The sequence below is a fragment of the Bradyrhizobium sp. 138 genome, assembly GCF_023074075.1.
In the GTDB taxonomy this organism is placed as follows: domain Bacteria; phylum Pseudomonadota; class Alphaproteobacteria; order Rhizobiales; family Xanthobacteraceae; genus Bradyrhizobium.
This window is the reverse complement of the sequence record NZ_JADPKT010000074.1, coordinates 72530-89935: the sequence shown is the minus strand read 5'-3', so window position 1 is coordinate 89935 and position 17406 is coordinate 72530. Positions and strand designations below refer to the sequence as shown.

The following is a 17406-nucleotide window of genomic DNA, read 5'->3' as shown; positions in this document are numbered from 1 at the left end:
CCGGGGTGTTCCAACGGGCGCGGCTCCCGGATTTCGCCGCGCTACATCCGGGCTACGACCCCGACGTCGTCCCGCCGAGCCTGGCCTCCAGCGCCGCGATGCGTGACTTCAGCGCCTCGTTCTCCTCGCGGGCGAGGCGCGCCATATCCTTGACCGCCTCGAACTCCTCGCGCTTGACCAGATCCATGTCGCGCAGGAATTTTTCGGCCTGGGTGCGCATCACCGTGTCGAACTCGCGCTTGACGCCCTGGGCGGCACCGGCAGCATCGTTCATCAGGCGGCCGATCTCGTCGAAAAACCGGTTGTTGGTCTGGGTCATGTCGGCCTCCGATAAACTCTGCGCGAACTGTCGAAAAGACAATGGCAATCCGATCGAACCGGTTCAAGTGCCGATCGGCGGTATCCTTGTCATGAACCGGTTTCCTTGCAATCGTATTCAACGTCCCGGCATAACAAGAATCAGACGGCGTCCGCTGGTGCTCCTTCGCCGCAATCCCGCTCAGACATAGAAGGCGCGATGCCCTTTCTGCTCATCGACTTTCCCGCCTTCAAGCCGATCGCGCTCGAGATCGGTCCGTTCGCGATCCGCTGGTATGCGCTGGCCTATATCTGCGGCATCGTGTTCGGCTGGCTCTATGCGCGCTCGCTGCTGAAGAAAGAGCGCCTGTGGGGCGGCCCAGCGCCGATGTCGCTGGTGCAGATCGACGACTTCATCCTCTGGGTCACGCTCGGCATCATCCTCGGCGGCCGCACCGGCTACGTGCTGTTCTACAATCTGCCCTTCTTCATCGATCATCCCGCCGCGATCATCAAATTGTGGGAGGGGGGCATGTCCTTCCACGGCGGCTTCCTCGGCTGCGTCGTCGCGGTGATGGCATTTGCCTATCGCAACGGCATCTCGATCCTGTCGCTTGGTGACATCACCACCGCGGTCGCCCCGGTCGGGCTGCTGCTCGGGCGCATCGCCAATTTCATCAACGGCGAATTGTGGGGTCGCGCCACCGATGCCAGCCTGCCCTGGGCGATGATCTTCCCCAACGACCCCACGCAACTGCCGCGTCATCCGAGCCAGCTCTACGAGGCCGGCATGGAGGGCATTTTGCTGTTCACGGTGCTCGCGATCATGATCCGCTTCGGTGCCTTGAGGCGGCCCGGCATGATCCTCGGCGCCTTCATCCTGATCTATGGTCTGACCCGGATCGCCGGCGAGCATTTCCGCGAGCCGGACGCGCAGCTCGGCTTCCTCTGGGGCGGATTAACCATGGGCATGCTGTTGTCGATTCCGATGCTTATTGTGGGCCTCATACTTATTGTATTGGCAGTGCGGCGCGGTGCGCCGAAGCCCATCGAGGCCGTTCGTTAATTCATTGCGAGAAAGTACGCCGTGACCGACCAGCCGCTACTCGACGAGATCAAGGCGCTGATCAAATCCTCAGGCCCGATGCCGGTCTGGCGGTACATGGAACTGTGCCTGATGCATCCGCGCCATGGCTATTACGTCTCGCGCGATCCGCTCGGGCGTGAGGGCGACTTCACCACCGCGCCCGAGGTCAGCCAGATGTTCGGCGAGCTCTTGGGACTATGGACTGCTTCGGTATGGAAGCAGATGGGCTCGCCGCAATTTTTGCGGGTGATCGAGCTCGGCCCCGGCCGCGGCACCATGATGGCGGACGCGCTGCGCGCGCTCCGCGTGCTGCCGCCGCTGTATCAGGCGCTGCATATCCACATGGTCGAGGTCAATCCCGTCCTGCGCGAGCGTCAGAGTACGACGCTGGCGAACGTGCGCAACATCGCCTGGCATGACAGCATCGACGAGGTGCCGGAAGGACCGAGCATCATCCTCGCCAACGAATATTTCGACGTGCTGCCGATCCACCAGATGGTGAGGCTCGAGAACGGCTGGCACGAGCGCGTGATCGAGATCGATCCCAACGGCAAGCTTCAGTTCGGCACCGCGCCCGAGCCGACGCCGCGCTTCGATGTGCTGCTGCCGCCCCTGGTGCGCGCCGCGCCGATCGGCGCCGTGTTCGAATGGCGGCCGGATGGCGAGATCATGAAGCTCGCCACCCGCGTGCGCGACCAGGACGGCGCGGCGCTGATCATCGATTACGGCCACTTGCGCAGCGATGCCGGCGATACCTTCCAGGCGATTGCGCGCCATACCTTCGCCGATCCCTTGAAGGCGCCGGGCCAGGCCGACGTCACCGCCCATGTCGACTTCCAGGCGCTGGCGCGTGCGGCCGAGGATGTCGGCGCGCGCGTGCACGGGCCGGTGACGCAAGGCGACTTCCTCAAGCGCATCGGCATCGACACAAGGGCCGCCGCCCTGATGCAGAAGGCAGCGCCGGAAGTGGCCACCGACATTTCGATCGCCCTCAAGCGGCTGACGGACACGGGGCGCAGCGGCATGGGCTCGATGTTCAAGGTGCTCGGCATCTCCGAGCCGCGGCTGACAGGCATTGCCGGCCTCAGTGATCTCGAACAGGCCGGAGACGCCTCATGACTCTCACCTCGTCGCTGCTGTCGGCGGTGCCCGGCCTGCGCCATGCCTACTTCACCCGCGAGGGCGGCGTCTCCAGCGGCATCTATGCCGCGCTGAACGGCGGGCTCGGCTCCAACGACGATCAGGCCCTCGTCGCCGAGAACCGCCGCCGCATGGCCGAGCATGTCGGCGTCGCGTCGGAACGCTTCCTCAGCCTGCACCAGATCCATTCGCCCGACGTGCTCGTCGCAGACCACCCCTGGCCGAACGGGTCGCGGCCGAAAGGCGATGCGCTGGTGACGAAAACGCCCGGCATCGCGCTCGGCGTCTCCACAGCCGATTGCGGGCCGGTGCTGTTCGTAGACCCCAACGCGCGCGTGATCGGCGGCGCCCACGCTGGCTGGAAGGGCGCGCTGACGGGCGTGCTGGAGGCGACGATCTCGGCGATGGAGACGCTCGGTGCTACGCGCGGCGGCATCATCGCCGCGATCGGCCCCTTGATCCGCCAGGACAGCTACGAGGTCGGCAACGAGTTCGTGGCGCGGTTCATCGAGGCGGATGCGGACAATGCCGTGTTCTTCATCCCGTCGGTGCGCGAGGGACACGCGATGTTCGATCTCGCCGGCTTCATCCGCAAGCGGCTGGAGTCCGCCGGCATCCTGATGATCGACGATCTTGGTTTGGACACCTACGCCGACGAACGCTTCTTCAGCTATCGCCGCTCGGTACATCGCAAGGAGCCGGATTACGGCCGCCACATCCACGCGATCGCGCTGGAGGGGTGAACACACGGGCAACATTAGTGATCGTCATGCCGGGTGTGCGTTGTGTCGTCCCCGCCCTAGACCTTAATCGATTTTAACGATATCGCTGCCCTCCATAATGAGGGATGCGTCATTCATCTTGCGCCGTGCGGGTTCGTGCGTGCTGGCGATCATGTTGCTGGCGGCTGCGACCGCGCTTGGCGGCTGCGCCGGCGGCGGCGGTGCCGCCAACTCCTATGCGATGGCGCCGAGCACCGGCTCGGGAGCAACGGTGGCCTTCGAATCGATCGACGGCCCGCCACCCCAGGTATTCGATCGCATGGTCGGCGTGCTCGACAGCGAATCCAAGCTGCGCAGCCTGTCCGTCGTCTCCCGCGAGGGCTCGGCCGCCTACCGCGTGCGCAGCTACCTCTCGGCCCAAATCGTCCGCGGCAAGACCGTGATCGCCTGGGTCTGGGACGTCTACGACGCCAACCAGCAGCGGGCGCTGCGCCTCTCCGGCGAGGAACCGACCTCGACCAAGGCCGGACGGGATGCATGGGCGGCCGCCGACGATCTGGTGCTGCGGAAGATCGCCCAGGCCGGATTCAGCGGCCTTTCCAACATGATCAACGGAACGCCGGATGCGCCTGGCGCGGCTCCGGCCTTGCGGGGACCGGCGGTGGCGAGCGTCATTCCGGTTACGCCCGCGCCGGACATGCCGGCCTCAGCCCTCGGCTATGCCGAGCAATAACCCCCGCTAAACCACGGCCTCAGGTCGCGGCCAAACCGTTGGCCCGACTCAGGATTTTCGGAGGGAAAACGTAGCATCCCGGGTTGCCATTGCAGCCTCTCGCCTGATATTTCCTCGCCCGTCGTAACCGTGCTGCCAGTGGGATCTGAGATGTTGAACGTCGTATCCAGCAAAGCGCGGGAGGAAGCGTCCATGTCGGCCAAAAACGGCTCCATCAAGCTTGTCGCCGGCAACTCCAATCCGGCCCTCGCCCAGGCGATCGCGCAAGGCCTCGACCTGCCGCTGACCAAAGCGGTGGTGCGGCGCTTCGCCGACATGGAGATCTTCGTCGAGATCCAGGAGAACGTCCGCGGCTCGGATGCCTTCATCATCCAGTCGACCTCGTTTCCGGCCAATGACCATCTGATGGAACTGCTGATCATCACGGACGCGCTGCGCCGCTCCTCGGCGCGCCGCATCACCGCGGTGCTGCCCTATTTCGGCTACGCAAGGCAGGACCGCAAGTCGGGCTCGCGCACGCCGATCTCGGCCAAGCTCGTCGCCAATCTGATCACGCAGGCCGGCGTCGATCGCGTCATGACGCTCGACCTGCATGCCGGCCAGATCCAGGGCTTCTTCGACATCCCGACCGACAACCTCTACGCCGCGCCGCTGATGGTGCGCGACATCAAGGACAAGTTCGATCTGTCCAAGACGATGGTGATCTCGCCCGACGTCGGCGGCGTGGCCCGCGCGCGCGGCCTCGCCAAGCGCATCAACACCCCGCTCGCCATCGTCGACAAGCGCCGCGAACGTGCCGGTGAGTCCGAGGTCATGAACGTGATCGGCGACGTCGCCGGCTACACCTGCATCCTGATCGACGACATCGTGGATTCCGGCGGCACGCTGGTGAACGCGGCCGACGCGCTGATCGCCAAGGGCGCCAAGGACGTCTACGCCTACATCACCCACGGCGTGCTCTCCGGCGGCGCGGCCGCCCGCATCACGAACTCCAGGCTGAAGGAGCTCGTGATCACCGACTCGATCCTGCCGACCGAGGCGGTGACCAAGGCTGCGAACATCCGCACGCTGCCGATCGCCAGCCTGATCTCCGACGCGATCGCGCGCACCGCGGCCGAAGAGTCGGTGTCGAGCCTGTTCGACTGATTTTCGTTTCCGGTCTCGTAGGGTGGGCAAAGGCGCGACGCGCCGTGCCCACCTTTTTTGTTGCACGAGAAGAGGTGGGCACGCTTGCGCTTTGCCCACCCTACTGCAGTCTGCCTACCCCACGATCCCCGCCGCGACCTGGCCGCGCAGGCGCTCCAGGCCGAGCAATGTCTCCGCACAGGCGGCCGCGACCTCGACACCCTTGATGGCAAAATGCTTGCGGAAGAAATCGTAGTGCACCTCGGTCTCGTGGAATTGCTGCGGCGTCAGCACGGCTGAGAACACCGGCACCTCGGTGCGGAGTTGCACGTCCATCAACGCCTTGATCACGGTGTCGGCGACGAATTCGTGGCGGTAGATGCCACCGTCGACGACGAGGCCCGCCGCAACGATCGCGGTGTAGCGCCGGGTCTTGGCGAGGACCTGCGCGTGCAGCGGGATCTCGAACGAGCCCGGCACCTCGAACACGTCGACATGGGTGAGGTGGCGCGCCTCGGCCTCCTTGATGAAGGCGATGCGGGCCTCCTCGACCACGTCGCGATGCCAGCAGGCCTGCACGAAGGCGACCCGCTGCGGCTTTGCGAAGCGCGGGTGCTCGGCCGCGGGTCCTTGCGGAACCGGCGGTTGGATCACTTCGGAGGTTTCGGCTTGGGGATCTTGCAACATCTGATTCATGGCTTTCCTCGGTTTAAGGACCAGAATCAGGGCACACGGAACGACAAACAGCCGCATCTTGCGATGCGTCTGCCACCGACCGTTCTCTTTCATCCGGACTTTGACCGTCGGCTTCGGAGTTGCACCGAATCTGCTGACCCTTCCCTTCGGGATAACCCTCGCGGAAGGCGCTCGCGGGCTTAGGCCTTTCGGCCCTTACCGCCGGTGGGGACTTTCACCCCGCCCTGAGAACATCGGCCGTCCGGGATGAACGGCCTGCCGGGAAATATGCAGCCCTCGCGCAGTCGCGGCAAGCGCGTTCCGCATGGGCAAATCGCATGGTCCCATGCCATCCCCGTGGGAGGGCGCCCGCCGCACGGAATTAACGATTGCCGGCCCTCCCCGGATCCGATTCCGGTTTGTTCTCCTCGATCCGGATTAGGGACTCCCGGCGTTAAGAATTGTGGCGGAGATGAGCTGTGGACGAACGAGTCCTGGCTTGTGGACGGACTCGGGACCCCGTTGCGCAGATTCCGCAAATCACATCACTTGATCCGCGACAGGCCCGCGCTGATCCAAGTGATCGCAAGTGCGACCCTGGGATCGCAAGAGCGACCCTGAGGGGATCGCAACAGCGACCCCAGGGATCGCCGCAGCGACGTTAGGGAGCGCGCGCCGGACCAACCGCGTGCGTATCAAAGACAACAAGAAGGCAAGAGGTCGAGACGGCATGTCCCTGCTCGAAGGCACTATCGATTCCAAAAGCCATCCGCTCGCGGTGGTCGAGGATATCGCTGCCAGCAACAACTGGCCGTTCGAACGCTCCGGCGAAGACGAACTCACGATTGTCTCGAAGGGACAATGGACCGACTACCAGCTCTCGTTCACCTGGATGGGCGAGATCGAGGCGCTGCATCTGGCCTGCGCCTTCGACATGAAGATTCCAGTTGCGCGCCGAGGCGAGGTGCAGCGGCTCGTCGCCGGCGTGAACGAGCAGTTGTGGGTCGGCCATTTCGACCTCTGGACCACCACCGGCATGGTGATGCACCGCCAGGCCCTGGTGCTGCCGGGCGGCCTCACCGCCTCGACCGCACAATGCGAAGCCATGCTCGCCGGCGCCATCCACGCCTGCGAACGCTACTTCCCGGCCTTCCAGTTCGTGGTGTGGGCCGGCAAGACCACGACCGAGGCGATGGACGCGGCGATGTTCGACACGGTCGGAGAGGCGTAAGGCTCTCCTCGTGACGTGAGGGAGCCGCACTCCCTCCCCACGTCGTTCCGGACGAGCGAAGCGAAGATCCGGGAGCCATACCGCGCGATGCCGCTTGTGGCACAACGCTTGTTGCTCTGCCTTCCATCCACTAGAACCGCCTGTGGTTATGGGTCCCTGTGTTCGCAGGGACGACACCTCTGCTTAGGTGATCACAGTGGCAAACAACACCCTCCAAGACATCACCGGCACCATCCTGCTCGCCGGCGCCGGCAAGATGGGCGGCGCGATGCTGACCGGATGGCTGGCCGGCGGGCTCGACCCGCGCCGCGTCGCCGTGATCGATCCGCACATTTCGCCCGAGATCACCGCGCTTGCCGCCAAAGGCATCGCGCTCAATCCGGATGTGAAGGCGACCGGCCCGGTCGAGACGTTGGTCGTCGCGGTGAAGCCGCAGATGTTCCGCGAGGCCGGCGCCAAATTGAAGGCGTTCGTCTCGGACAAGACCTCGGTGGTTTCGATCATGGCGGGAACCACGATCGCCTCGCTTGAAGAGGTCTGCGGCGGCGCCGTGGTGCGCGCGATGCCGAACACGCCGGCCGCGATCGGCCGCGGCATCACCGTTGCGGTCGCGGCAAAGACCGTCAGCACTGCGCAGCGCGCGGTGGCCGATGCGCTGCTGCGCGCCACCGGCTCGGTCGAATGGGTCGACGATGAAAGCCTGATGGACGCGGTGACCGCCGTGTCCGGCTCGGGCCCGGCCTATGTGTTCCTGCTCGCCGAAGAACTCGCCCGCGCCGGCGTCGCGGCCGGACTGCCCGAGGCGCTGGCGATGAAGCTTGCGCGCGAGACCGTCGCCGGCTCCGGCGAGCTGCTGCATCAGTCGGAGCTGCCGGCCGGCACGCTGCGCCAGAACGTCACCTCGCCCGGCGGCACCACCGCCGCCGCGCTCGGCGTACTGATGGGCGAGCCCGGCCTGCGCGAATTGATGATTCGCGCGATCGCGGCAGCGACGAAGCGGTCGCAGGAATTGGCGAAGTAAGACGGTGCAGTAGGGTGGGTTAGCGTAGCGTAATCCACCACGCTTCAGCGATCGCGGAACGAAGTCGGTGGATTACGCCGAGCAGATACGCTTCGCGCATCTGCAGGGCTAATCCACCCTACTTACCCAACCGCTTGCTAAACATCTCGACATTGACGAGCCCGCGCGCGTGGCGGCCTTCGCCGAGCTTGCGTGTGCCCTCGAACGCCTCGACCTCGAAGCGGATGACGCGGCGCTCGACCGCGACCACCTTCGCCGTGGTCCGCACCGTCGCGCCGACGAGGGCGGCTGCGAGATGGCGGATGTCGACCTCGGTGCCGACGGTGACCCAGCCCGGCTGAAGCACGGCGCGGATCGCATCGCCGGAGGTCATCTCCATCTCCAGGATCATCATCGGCGTCGCGTAGACAAAAGGCATGCCAGAGACGAAATGCCCGACCGTGCGCTCCACTGGGACCACCAGCGTGCGCTCGGCGCTCATGCCGATCGTGATGAAGTCGCGTGCGTCCATGGTGCTTGCTCGTCATTCCGGGGCGCGCGAAGCGCGAACCCCGAATCCAGAGATTGTCGATCGAGATTCCCCAATGCGCCGTTGCGCATTGTGGTTCAGCCCCAATGGGCTGCCCTGGAATGACGCTACCGCGTCACTTCTTCGCGGCCGCTGCGCGTTCCACAAACGTCTTGCCGCCCTTCATCTTGTGGCGGAGCGGGGCTTCGTTGATCTGGATGACGACGGCATCGGCGTCGACGCCGAGATTCTTCACCAGCGCCTGGGTGATGTCGCGCATCATGCCGGCCTTCTGCTCGTCGGTGCGGCCTTCGGCCATGCTGATGGTGATCTCAGGCATTGTTCTCTCCCTTGCGGCCGAACACCGGCCATTGACGGCCGCCATCAAACAAGACGTGGCTGCCCGGGACAAGCCCGGGCATGACGGCTTGGCGGAATGGCTATCCCCACTTTACGTCATGGCGCGGATGGAGCTCTTCTTGAATGAGACCAATTCCACGTGACTTTGTGCCTTGCCAGCACGTGTTCAACAGCAGCGGGCAGCTCCTCTTCCGAACAAGTGAGCTGAGCATGAGTCTGTTCGTGCAAATAGTGAGCACGATTACCCCCGCCCACTAGCTCTCCAATATGAGCGCCAAAGATCAAATCTTTAATTAGCACGCGGCGCATAGCTCTTTCGTCAGAGCCTTGAATGACCGCACAGGGAGAATTTCGCTTATCAGCATACTTAAGTTGCGTTCGAATATCCTTCGCGCTTCCAAGATAGAGTTCCGCACGGATACCCTTGTTCCGTAGCGCCGAGACCATACGCTGATACTCATCAACTCGATCTCGGTCCAAAACAGTTACGAGAACAGGTCCATACTCGCGACTCATGTCCAACTTATTCATGAGTTGCAGAGCCGCCTGCAGACGAGACACCCCAATCGAGAAGCCCGTCGCCGGAACGGCCTGTCCGCGAAAACGTGCTATTAGGCCGTCGTATCGCCCGCCGCCTCCAACTGAGCCAAATCTAACCGGCCGACCTTTCTCGTCCTTGGTTTCAAGCAAGAGCTCCACTTCGTAGACCGGACCAGTGTAGTATTCGAGTCCCCTAATTACTGAAGGGTCAATTAATATTCGTTTTGAGCCATAACGGCCTGCTCGGGAAAGGTCGGCGATCGCCTGCAACTCATCCAACGCCTCGCTAATCTTGGAAGAGCTTCCGGCCCAACTTGCGAAGTGTCTAATTGTTGCGCGATTGTTTATCGGGAAGCTTCCAGGTCTGGGATACGAATAAATTTGCCTAACAAGGCGTCCGTAGGGATCCAGCTGAACATCCACATAGCTTGAATCATCCCACTCCCATTCTTGCAATCCTTCCATCTCGAAGGGCGATTGGGGGGTGAGCTGAAACAACATCATAAGATGATCTATTTGTTCTTCGCTCAAATGTGCGCCGTGTGAATAATCGCCGCTCTCGTCCTCACGACCTTTGCCCAAGAGCGCGCGGACGCCCTCTACTCCGAGACGATCATACTTATCTAAAGCGCGAAGAACGTTCAGTCTGCGTGTCGTATTGTGATCACCACTCAGCCCAACTAGGTCCATTAGACCATCTAGCAGTTTGCGGTTGTTGACTTTAACCACATACTGTCCACGCGGAATCCCTAACTCCTCCATAGTGTCTGCGGCCATCATGCACATTTCCGCATCAGCGGCAGGCGAGGCGGAGCCGACTGTATCGGCGTCAAATTGCATAAACTGACGAAAGCGCCCTGGACCTGGCTTCTCATTCCGATAGACGTAGCCCGCGCGGTAGCTGCGATAAGGGAGGACCAAGTTCTCGGTGCCGTAGCGTTCTGCAACATAGCGAGCTAACGGAGCTGTTAGGTCATAGCGCAAAGAAAGCCACTGACCATCCTCGTCCTGAAACGAAAAGACACCTTCGTTGGGACGATCTTGGTCGGGCAAAAACTTGCCTAACGCGTCCGTATATTCAATTGTTGGAGTCTCTACTGGATCGAACCCATAGCGTTCATACACTCGGCGGATTCGTTCCGTCATCTCGCGCGTCGCCGCGATTTCTTCCGATGCTCGATCGGGAAGCCCTTTTGGTAGGCGGGGCTTGAGTTTCTGCGGCTTTTTCGGATTTGCGGACATATGATCTGATCGTGGGTAGGTAAGTCAAAACTGACTTACAAGGCTGGAGGCTATTATGGGTCGAGTTACCAGCCTACGAACGATGCAGCAACAGCACCGATGATCCATTCTAGAGTTTGTATGTCAGAGGGCGCTATAAAATCTCACCGATTTCTCATAGCTTATTTCGCCCTAGAAAGCTGATTGCAGGGAACCGATTGGGCAGGATTGGGGACTCCGATCTGCCCCCGCCCGCGGTTACGGCTGCTCCATCCGCGCCCGGAGCGCGTCGGCGTCGGCTTTGGGCATGGATTTGAGCAGCGGCTTGATGGTTTCGCCGCCGACGATCTTGCCGTTGCGCATGAACATCCAGTCCGAGATGTCGGCTTCGGCGAACTTGACCTCGTCGCCTGCCCGCTTGCCCGGCAGGTCGCGCGGCTCGTTGGCGAACACGCCGGAATAGCTGCCGTTGGGCAGCTTCTTGATTTCGGCGATCCAGATGTGCTCCCCGCCCTTGCGGGTGGAAAAGTGAGCTTTGAGGGAATGCCCGGTCTCCGACGGCTTTGGCGCGTCATAGGAAGCCCAGAAGGTGGGAAGCGAGCCGCGGGCGCGCGCGATCGCGGCATTCATCTCGGGATCGCCGGTGCGAACGTCGACGATCGGCGAGCGATCTTGCGCGACCACCTCGTGCGTGGGGCCGATGATCGGGATGCCGAAGACGGACACGCCGGTGATTGCGGCGAGAACGACCCATTTCATGGGTTGGGAGAGCTTTGCTGCCATGATCGCGATTCCAAGATACTTGTTGTGTCCTGGCTTTGTCGCGTGGTCATAGTGAGGCGTTCATGACTATCGGCTGGCGTTCCCCGGATGCTGCGCAACGCGCTGCGCCTTCGCGGCGTGGTGCGCTGCTGATCCGGGGTCCATCTGCGGAGACATGGGTCCCGGCTCTGCGGCGCACCGCTGAAGAAGCGCTGCGCTGCGTCCGGGACACGAGAGTTGCTAGAACACCTTGCGGATCCAGTTGTGCGGATCGTTGGTGCGACCGTACTGGATGTCGATGAGCTGCTTGCGCAGGCCCATGGCGACGGGGCCGGCGGCGCCGCCCGAGATCTCAAAATCGCCGCTGACCGAGCGCACCTTGCCGATCGGCGAGATCACAGCCGCCGTGCCGCAGGCAAACGCTTCCTTGAGCTTGCCGCTTGCCGCATCCTTGCGCCACTGGTCGAGCGAGTACGGCTCCTCGCGCACCGTCTTGCCGGCATCCTTGGCCAACGCGATGATGGAGTCGCGGGTGATGCCGGGCAGGATGGTGCCGAGCGGCGGTGTCGAGAGCGAGCCGTCGTCGAACACGAAGAACACGTTCATGCCGCCGAGCTCCTCGATGTAGCGGCGCTCGACCGCATCGAGGAACACGACTTGATCGCAGCCATGCTGGATCGCTTCAGCCTGGGCGCGCAGGCTCGCTGCATAATTGCCGCCGCACTTCACCGCGCCGGTGCCGCCGATTGCTGCGCGCGTGTAATTCTCCGACACCCAGATCGAGACCGGCGCAGGCCCGCCCTTGAAGTATGACCCCACCGGCGAGGCGATCACCGCAAAAATGTATTCGGACGACGGCTTGACGCCGAGGAAGGTCTCGCTGGCGATCATGAAGGGGCGCAGGTACAGGCTGCCCTCGCCGCCCGGCATCCAGGCGCGGTCGATGCGCACCACCTGCTCGACCGCTTCGATGAAGACGTCCTCGGGCAGTTGCGCCATCGCCATGCGGTCGGCCGAATCCTTGAAGCGCCGCGCGTTGGCGTCGGGGCGGAACAGGTTCACGCCGCCGTCGTCGCGCTTATAGGCCTTCAGGCCCTCGAAGATCTCCTGCGCGTAGTGCAGCACCGCGCCGGCCGGATCGAGCTGGAAGTTGGCGCGTGCCTCGATCCGCGCTTCATACCAGCCGCCCTTGGCTTGGTTGTAGCGGACGATCGCCATATGATCGGTGAAGACCCGTCCGAAGCCGGGATCCACCAGCTTGGCGACGCGGTCCTTCTCTGGAGTCGGATTGGATGCGGGCTGGATATCGAATGTCATGCTCATGTCCTTGGCTCCCGCTGCCGGTATCGGCGCTTTCTGGCGCCCGCCCGCCCTGTTTTGGGCCGGCTGGCTTCATTAGGTGTCTGGCTGAACCACCGCCAGCCTTGTTACGGCCGGTTTCCCGTGGCCAGCATGTCGCCGAGGACATGCTTTTGCGGAAGGCGGAAGTCCAGTATGTTTTGCCGAAATGCCGCTCGACAATCGCACGGTAGACCTGTTCCGGCCGTCGTCGCCTGTCCGGCTCTTTCCGCCGTCCTGGCTCCGACGCCGCCCCACGCGAAACGATCTAAAATTTCGTGCGGGTCGATCGTTTTGTAACATTGAACCCAAGATACGTCAATATGCCTGACATAAATTTCGCAACTTCCTCTCACGACGCAGCCGAGCCCAAGCCGGCCGCAGACGATGGAGGCAATTTGCGCTGGGATATCATCGAGCTACTGTTCTTCGCCTATCGCGACTTCGTCGGCGATCCCGACCAGGAGCTGGAGGCTTTCGGCTTCGGCCGGGCCCATCACCGGGTCATGCACTTCGTCTACCGCTATCCCGGGCTGAAGGTCGCCGACCTGCTCGACGTCCTGCGCATCACCAAGCAGTCGCTCGGCCGCGTGCTCAAGCAGCTCCTGGACGAAGGCTACATCGTGCAGAAGACGGGCGACAATGACCGCCGCCAGCGCCTGCTCTATGCGACGCCGAAGGGCGAGGCGCTGGTGCAGAAGCTCGCGGGATTGCAGACCACGCGGATCACCAAGGCGCTCGCCGAAATGAGCCCGCAGGATGCCGAGACGGTCAAGCGCTTCCTGCGCGCGATGATCGATCGGGACGATCCGGACAAGGTGCTCGAAACGATCTTCGCTTCCGTCAACAACGCCAAGGAGTGACCGTGCCGCTCGCTGCCACTCTCGCCCGTCCACCGGCACGCCCGGCCGATGACGCGCCGCATCTGCTGCTCGTCGACGACGACCGCCGCATCCGCGATCTGCTCTCGCGCTTCCTCGCCGCAGAGGGTTACCGCGTCACCACCGCCGCAAGCGCCGGCGATGCACGATCGAAATTGCTGGGCCTGCATTTCGACCTCTTGATCCTCGACGTGATGATGCCGGGCGAGACCGGCTTCGATCTCGCCCGTTTCATCCGGACATCCTCCTCGGTGCCGATCGTGATGCTGACGGCGCGGCATGAGGCGGAGGCGCGCATCGAGGGCCTGCAGATCGGCGCCGACGATTACGTGGCGAAACCGTTCGAGCCGCGCGAGCTGGCGCTGCGCATCAACAACATCCTCAAGCGCGCCGCCCCGCCGCCGCAGGCCGCGACGATCGAGAAGATCGCCTTCGGTCCCTACATCTACCATCTCGATCGCGGGGAGCTGCGCCAGGGCGAGGAGGTCATCCACCTCACCGACCGCGAGCGCGAGATGCTGCGCATTCTTTCGGAGACACCGGGCGAGACCGTGCCGCGCAGCGCGCTGACCGGCAATGGCAGCGTCAATGAACGCGCCGTCGACGTGCAGATCAACCGCCTCCGGCGCAAGATCGAGACCGACCCGGCCAATCCGCTGTTCCTCCAGGCGGTACGCGGCATCGGCTACCGGCTGGTGGCCTCGCCATAAATCAAGTGAAGCGCGCCAGATGAGCACGATCGATACCGGCCTGACGCTGCTCCGAAGCGCCGCCGGCCGCGTCTCCGCCGTCAATGGCTGGATGGGCAATGCGTTCAAGGGCTGGATGCCGACCGGCCTTTACGCCCGCGCGCTCCTCATCATGATCGTGCCGATGGTGGTGCTGCAATCGGTCGTCGCCTTCGTGTTCATGGAGCGGCACTGGAACACGGTGACGCGCAGATTGTCCGCCGCGGTGGTGCAGGACATCGCCGCGCTGATCGACGTCTACAAGGGCTATCCGCAGGACAAAGATCGCGACCAGATCCGCCGCATCGCCCAGCAGCGCCTCGGCCTCGTCGTGGATTTCCTTCCCGCCGGCGACATGCCGCCGCCGGGACCGAAGCCGTTCTTCTCGCTGCTCGACCAGACGCTGTCGGTGCAGCTCGGCCGCCAGATCGGGCGCTCGTTCTGGATCGACACGGTCGGCCGCTCCAATCTGGTCGAGATCCGCATCCAGCTCGACGATGCCGTGATGCGCGTGTTCGCACAGCGCAGCGCCGCCTATGCCTCCAACTCGGAGATCTTCCTGTTCTGGATGGTCGGGACGTCGTCGATCCTGCTCATCGTCGCCGTGCTGTTCCTGCGCAACCAGATCAAGCCGATCCTGCGCCTTGCGGACGCCGCAGAGAGCTTCGGCAAGGGCCGCGAGGCGCCGAACTTCAGGCCGCGCGGTGCGCGCGAGGTCCGGCGCGCCTCGGTCGCCTTCCTCGAGATGAAGTCGCGCATCGAGCGCACCATGGAGCAGCGCACAGCGATGCTCGCCGGCGTCAGCCACGATCTGCGCACCATCCTGACCCGCTTCAAGCTCGAGCTGGCGCTGATCGGCGACAGCCCCGAACTGGAGGGGATGCGCAAGGACGTCGACGAGATGTCGATGATGCTGGAGGATTACCTCGCCTTTGCGCGCGGCGATTCCGGTGAGCAGTCGCAGCCGACCGACATGGCGCAGGCGCTCGAGGAGCTGCGCGGCGACGCCGAACGCCACGGTCATGCCGCAACCGTTGCCTTCCACGGCCTGCCCGTGGTGACGGTGAAGCCGGCCTCGTTCAAGCGTTGCCTCGCCAACCTCGTCACCAACGCGGCCCGCTACGGCAAGAGCATCGCCATCACTGGCCAGCGCGATCACCGATATTTGACCGTGACGGTCGACGACGACGGGCCGGGCATTCCCACGCATTTGCGCGAAGAAGTGTTCAAGCCGTTCCTGCGGCTGGACAACGCCCGCAACCAGGATGAAGGCGGCACGGGTCTCGGCCTCGCCATCGCCCGCGACATCGCCCGCTCGCATGGCGGCGATATCACGTTGGGTGACAGCCCAATGGGGGGGCTAAGGGCGAGCGTGAGGATTCCGGTGTAGAAGGTTCTTCCCTTCTCCCCTTGTTGCGGGAGAAGGTGACCGTCCGAGTTGCCGCATTACTTCGGCAGCAGCGCCTTCAGCTTGTCCATGTCGCGCACGTTCATCTTGAAGCCGCCGGGCATCACGATGTCGCCGGGCTTCTGGTCTGGCTTGCAGGCCCCGAGCCATTTGGCTTGCAGTGTCATGGCGGTATCGCGCCCCGTAGTGCCGGCGACGCCGCCCTTTGCGTGCGAGGAGGTCTTCACCGTGTAGGCCGAGTTGAAATCGCCCGTGATCTCGGCATGGGAGGTCGTGTTGACGCCGGCGACGCTGCACTCGGAATCGCTGACATAGCCGGTCGCAGTCTTCTTGATCTCCTGCTTGGCACAAATCTGCTTGGCCATCGGGGAGACGTTGTTGCTCATCTCCTTGTCGACGGTCTCGTCGGTGCAGTGCTGCATGGTCATCTCGGGCACCTGCGAGCCTGATGTGACCAGTTTCATTTCCCAAAGGCCGGCCTTGCGCACCGGCAAATCGTCGGCGCTGGCGCTGCCCGCCCAGAATGCGAGACAGGCTGCCGAGCCGAGCAAAGCGAGTTTGCGCGTCATGGAGGAGGCTCCCGGCTGAGAGATTGCGACGTTTACGACAACGCCTCAGTAGAGCGTGCGGATCGGCTGGTTGGCCGCGCCATAGGGCACCCAGCGGCAGGAGAACGAGATGTAGCCGCCCTCATAGCCCTGCACCGCCAGGAATTTGGCCACCTTGCCGTAGCGCGCGCAGTGATCGACCGCGACCTGACGTGCATCGACCTGGGTGGCCATCGAATAGGCGATGATACCGCCGGTGTCGTTGCCCTTGAACGGCGGCACGTAGTCGGCGCGCGCCGACTGGCTCGCCATCATACCCGAGACAACCAGGCTGGCGAGAAGACCCGCGGCCGCTATGATTCGCATTCCCGTCACTCCAATTGGTTGGCGCCAGTTTACGGTGCCGGGATCGCCGTGAAAAGAACTGAAGCCCCGTCGGCAGTGCCGTTACCGTCAACTCCTGGCGAAGTGTTGCCGCGCTGCACTTGACCTCCCCCGGCCTTCACGGCACCGTTCGCCCTTCGCAAGACCTTAGCTGTCCGGATGACCCATGCGCGCCCCCTCCCCGAAATCGCTCCGCTTTGCCGCTTTGCTCGGCCTCATGTTCGGGGCGCTGTCGCTCGGTGAGGCCAGGGCTGCCAATCCGCTCGAGATGAATTTCTGGCTGAGCGGACCGCGCTATGACGGCGCCGTCGCCGAGTGCGACAGGGCGCTGCCGACGATTGCCACCCAGTTCTGGGAAAAGGAAAGCACGTTCTGGAATTCCTCGCTGAAGATCACCGGCTTCTCCGCCGTTCGCGAGACCGCCTTCCGGCCCTGGCAGTCCGACAACATCCCGCGCCGCTATTGTAGCGCTGACGCCATGCTCACCGACGGCAAGGTGCGCAAGGTGCATTTCTCGCTGATCGAGGATGGCGGCTTCGCCGGCTACGGCAACGGCGTCGAGTGGTGCGTGGTCGGGCTCGACCGCAACTGGGCCTATAATCCAGCCTGCCGCGCCGCCAAGCCCTGATTCGAAGAGCCTGATCGGGCCAATCAGGGCGGCCGGCGACCGCCGCCTGAATTTTGTTCTTGAAATGTT

General features: G+C 63.5%; 20 protein-coding genes and 1 riboswitch. Of the genes, 11 read left to right on the top strand and 9 right to left on the bottom strand.

All coding sequences use genetic code 11. From position 1 onward, the window contains the following. Positions 1-52: 52 nt before the first annotated feature. Entirely contained in the window at positions 53-319 is a 267-nt protein-coding gene (locus IVA79_RS26470) for an accessory factor UbiK family protein (RefSeq protein ID WP_247558485.1), read from the bottom strand. Positions 320-517: 198 nt separating this feature from the next. On the opposite strand from IVA79_RS26470, the gene lgt reads away from it, so the two are divergent. From lgt to IVA79_RS26445, 5 genes are all read left to right on the top strand, one after another. Then, positions 518-1363, top strand: a complete 846-nt coding sequence (gene lgt, locus IVA79_RS26465) for a prolipoprotein diacylglyceryl transferase (protein WP_247558483.1) — start codon at positions 518-520, stop codon at positions 1361-1363. Between the two features lie 21 nt (positions 1364-1384). Continuing rightward, positions 1385-2503, top strand: a complete 1119-nt coding sequence (locus IVA79_RS26460) for an SAM-dependent methyltransferase (protein ID WP_247558480.1) — start codon at positions 1385-1387, stop codon at positions 2501-2503. Continuing rightward, complete coding sequence (gene pgeF / locus IVA79_RS26455; protein WP_247558478.1) at positions 2500-3267, top strand: peptidoglycan editing factor PgeF; 768 nt, start codon at positions 2500-2502, stop codon at positions 3265-3267. The genes IVA79_RS26460 and pgeF overlap by 4 nt, the downstream gene beginning before the upstream one ends. A gap of 97 nt (positions 3268-3364) precedes the next feature. Next, the gene (locus IVA79_RS26450; protein ID WP_247558476.1) at positions 3365-3979 is read left to right on the top strand and encodes a hypothetical protein; all 615 of its coding nucleotides are present in this window, start codon (positions 3365-3367) and stop codon (positions 3977-3979) included. Between the two features lie 192 nt (positions 3980-4171). Then, complete coding sequence (locus IVA79_RS26445; RefSeq protein WP_247558474.1) at positions 4172-5125, top strand: ribose-phosphate pyrophosphokinase; 954 nt, start codon at positions 4172-4174, stop codon at positions 5123-5125. 114 nt (positions 5126-5239) lie between these two features. Here the strand turns inward: IVA79_RS26445 and IVA79_RS26440 are convergent, their stop codons facing one another. Further along, a complete protein-coding gene (locus tag IVA79_RS26440) occupies positions 5240-5800 on the bottom strand; it encodes a 6,7-dimethyl-8-ribityllumazine synthase (protein WP_247558472.1) in 561 nt (186 codons plus the stop codon). Positions 5801-5877: 77 nt separating this feature from the next. Beyond that, a riboswitch (FMN riboswitch) is annotated at positions 5878-6036 on the bottom strand. Between the two features lie 473 nt (positions 6037-6509). Between IVA79_RS26440 and IVA79_RS26435 the strand changes: the two genes are divergently transcribed. Then, positions 6510-7010, top strand: a complete 501-nt coding sequence (locus tag IVA79_RS26435) for a YbjN domain-containing protein (RefSeq protein ID WP_247558470.1) — start codon at positions 6510-6512, stop codon at positions 7008-7010. Positions 7011-7206: 196 nt separating this feature from the next. After that, positions 7207-8031: a pyrroline-5-carboxylate reductase gene (proC, locus tag IVA79_RS26430; protein WP_247558468.1), complete on the top strand. Its 825-nt coding sequence runs from the start codon at positions 7207-7209 to the stop codon at positions 8029-8031. 118 nt (positions 8032-8149) lie between these two features. On the opposite strand, the gene IVA79_RS26425 is transcribed toward proC, so the two are convergent. The 5 genes from IVA79_RS26425 to IVA79_RS26405 form a co-directional block, all read right to left on the bottom strand. Next, positions 8150-8542 carry a hotdog domain-containing protein gene (locus IVA79_RS26425; RefSeq protein ID WP_247558466.1) on the bottom strand — a complete coding sequence of 131 codons (393 nt, stop codon included), beginning with the start codon at positions 8540-8542 and terminating at the stop codon, positions 8150-8152. A 133-nt stretch (positions 8543-8675) separates the two neighbouring features. After that, positions 8676-8924: a tautomerase family protein gene (locus tag IVA79_RS26420; protein ID WP_256465659.1), complete on the bottom strand. Its 249-nt coding sequence runs from the start codon at positions 8922-8924 to the stop codon at positions 8676-8678. 71 nt (positions 8925-8995) lie between these two features. Beyond that, the gene (hisS, locus tag IVA79_RS26415; protein WP_247558464.1) at positions 8996-10681 is read right to left on the bottom strand and encodes a histidine--tRNA ligase; all 1686 of its coding nucleotides are present in this window, start codon (positions 10679-10681) and stop codon (positions 8996-8998) included. A 237-nt stretch (positions 10682-10918) separates the two neighbouring features. After that, positions 10919-11443: a DUF2314 domain-containing protein gene (locus IVA79_RS26410; RefSeq protein ID WP_247558462.1), complete on the bottom strand. Its 525-nt coding sequence runs from the start codon at positions 11441-11443 to the stop codon at positions 10919-10921. Positions 11444-11662: 219 nt separating this feature from the next. Further along, positions 11663-12745: a branched-chain amino acid aminotransferase gene (locus IVA79_RS26405; RefSeq protein WP_247558460.1), complete on the bottom strand. Its 1083-nt coding sequence runs from the start codon at positions 12743-12745 to the stop codon at positions 11663-11665. Positions 12746-13158: 413 nt separating this feature from the next. Between IVA79_RS26405 and IVA79_RS26400 the strand changes: the two genes are divergently transcribed. From IVA79_RS26400 to IVA79_RS26390, 3 genes are read left to right on the top strand one after another with little or no spacing between them, the layout of a single operon-like run. Beyond that, entirely contained in the window at positions 13159-13623 is a 465-nt protein-coding gene (locus tag IVA79_RS26400; RefSeq protein WP_212080775.1) for a MarR family transcriptional regulator, read from the top strand. Further along, complete coding sequence (locus IVA79_RS26395; protein ID WP_063197269.1) at positions 13620-14351, top strand: response regulator transcription factor; 732 nt, start codon at positions 13620-13622, stop codon at positions 14349-14351. The genes IVA79_RS26400 and IVA79_RS26395 overlap by 4 nt, the downstream gene beginning before the upstream one ends. A gap of 19 nt (positions 14352-14370) precedes the next feature. Then, positions 14371-15759, top strand: coding sequence for an ATP-binding protein (locus tag IVA79_RS26390; RefSeq protein ID WP_247558455.1), 1389 nt, complete (start codon positions 14371-14373; stop codon positions 15757-15759). 56 nt (positions 15760-15815) lie between these two features. Here IVA79_RS26390 and IVA79_RS26385 read toward each other — a convergent pair whose 3' ends face one another. Together IVA79_RS26385 and IVA79_RS26380 are read right to left on the bottom strand one after the other, a co-directional pair. Beyond that, on the bottom strand, positions 15816-16346 hold the full coding sequence (locus tag IVA79_RS26385; protein WP_247558453.1) for a DUF3617 family protein: 531 nt from the start codon (positions 16344-16346) through the stop codon (positions 15816-15818). Between the two features lie 45 nt (positions 16347-16391). Beyond that, on the bottom strand, positions 16392-16691 hold the full coding sequence (locus IVA79_RS26380; RefSeq protein WP_247558451.1) for a hypothetical protein: 300 nt from the start codon (positions 16689-16691) through the stop codon (positions 16392-16394). A gap of 184 nt (positions 16692-16875) precedes the next feature. Between IVA79_RS26380 and IVA79_RS26375 the strand changes: the two genes are divergently transcribed. Further along, positions 16876-17337, top strand: a complete 462-nt coding sequence (locus tag IVA79_RS26375; RefSeq protein ID WP_247558449.1) for a hypothetical protein — start codon at positions 16876-16878, stop codon at positions 17335-17337. Positions 17338-17406 lie beyond the last annotated feature (69 nt).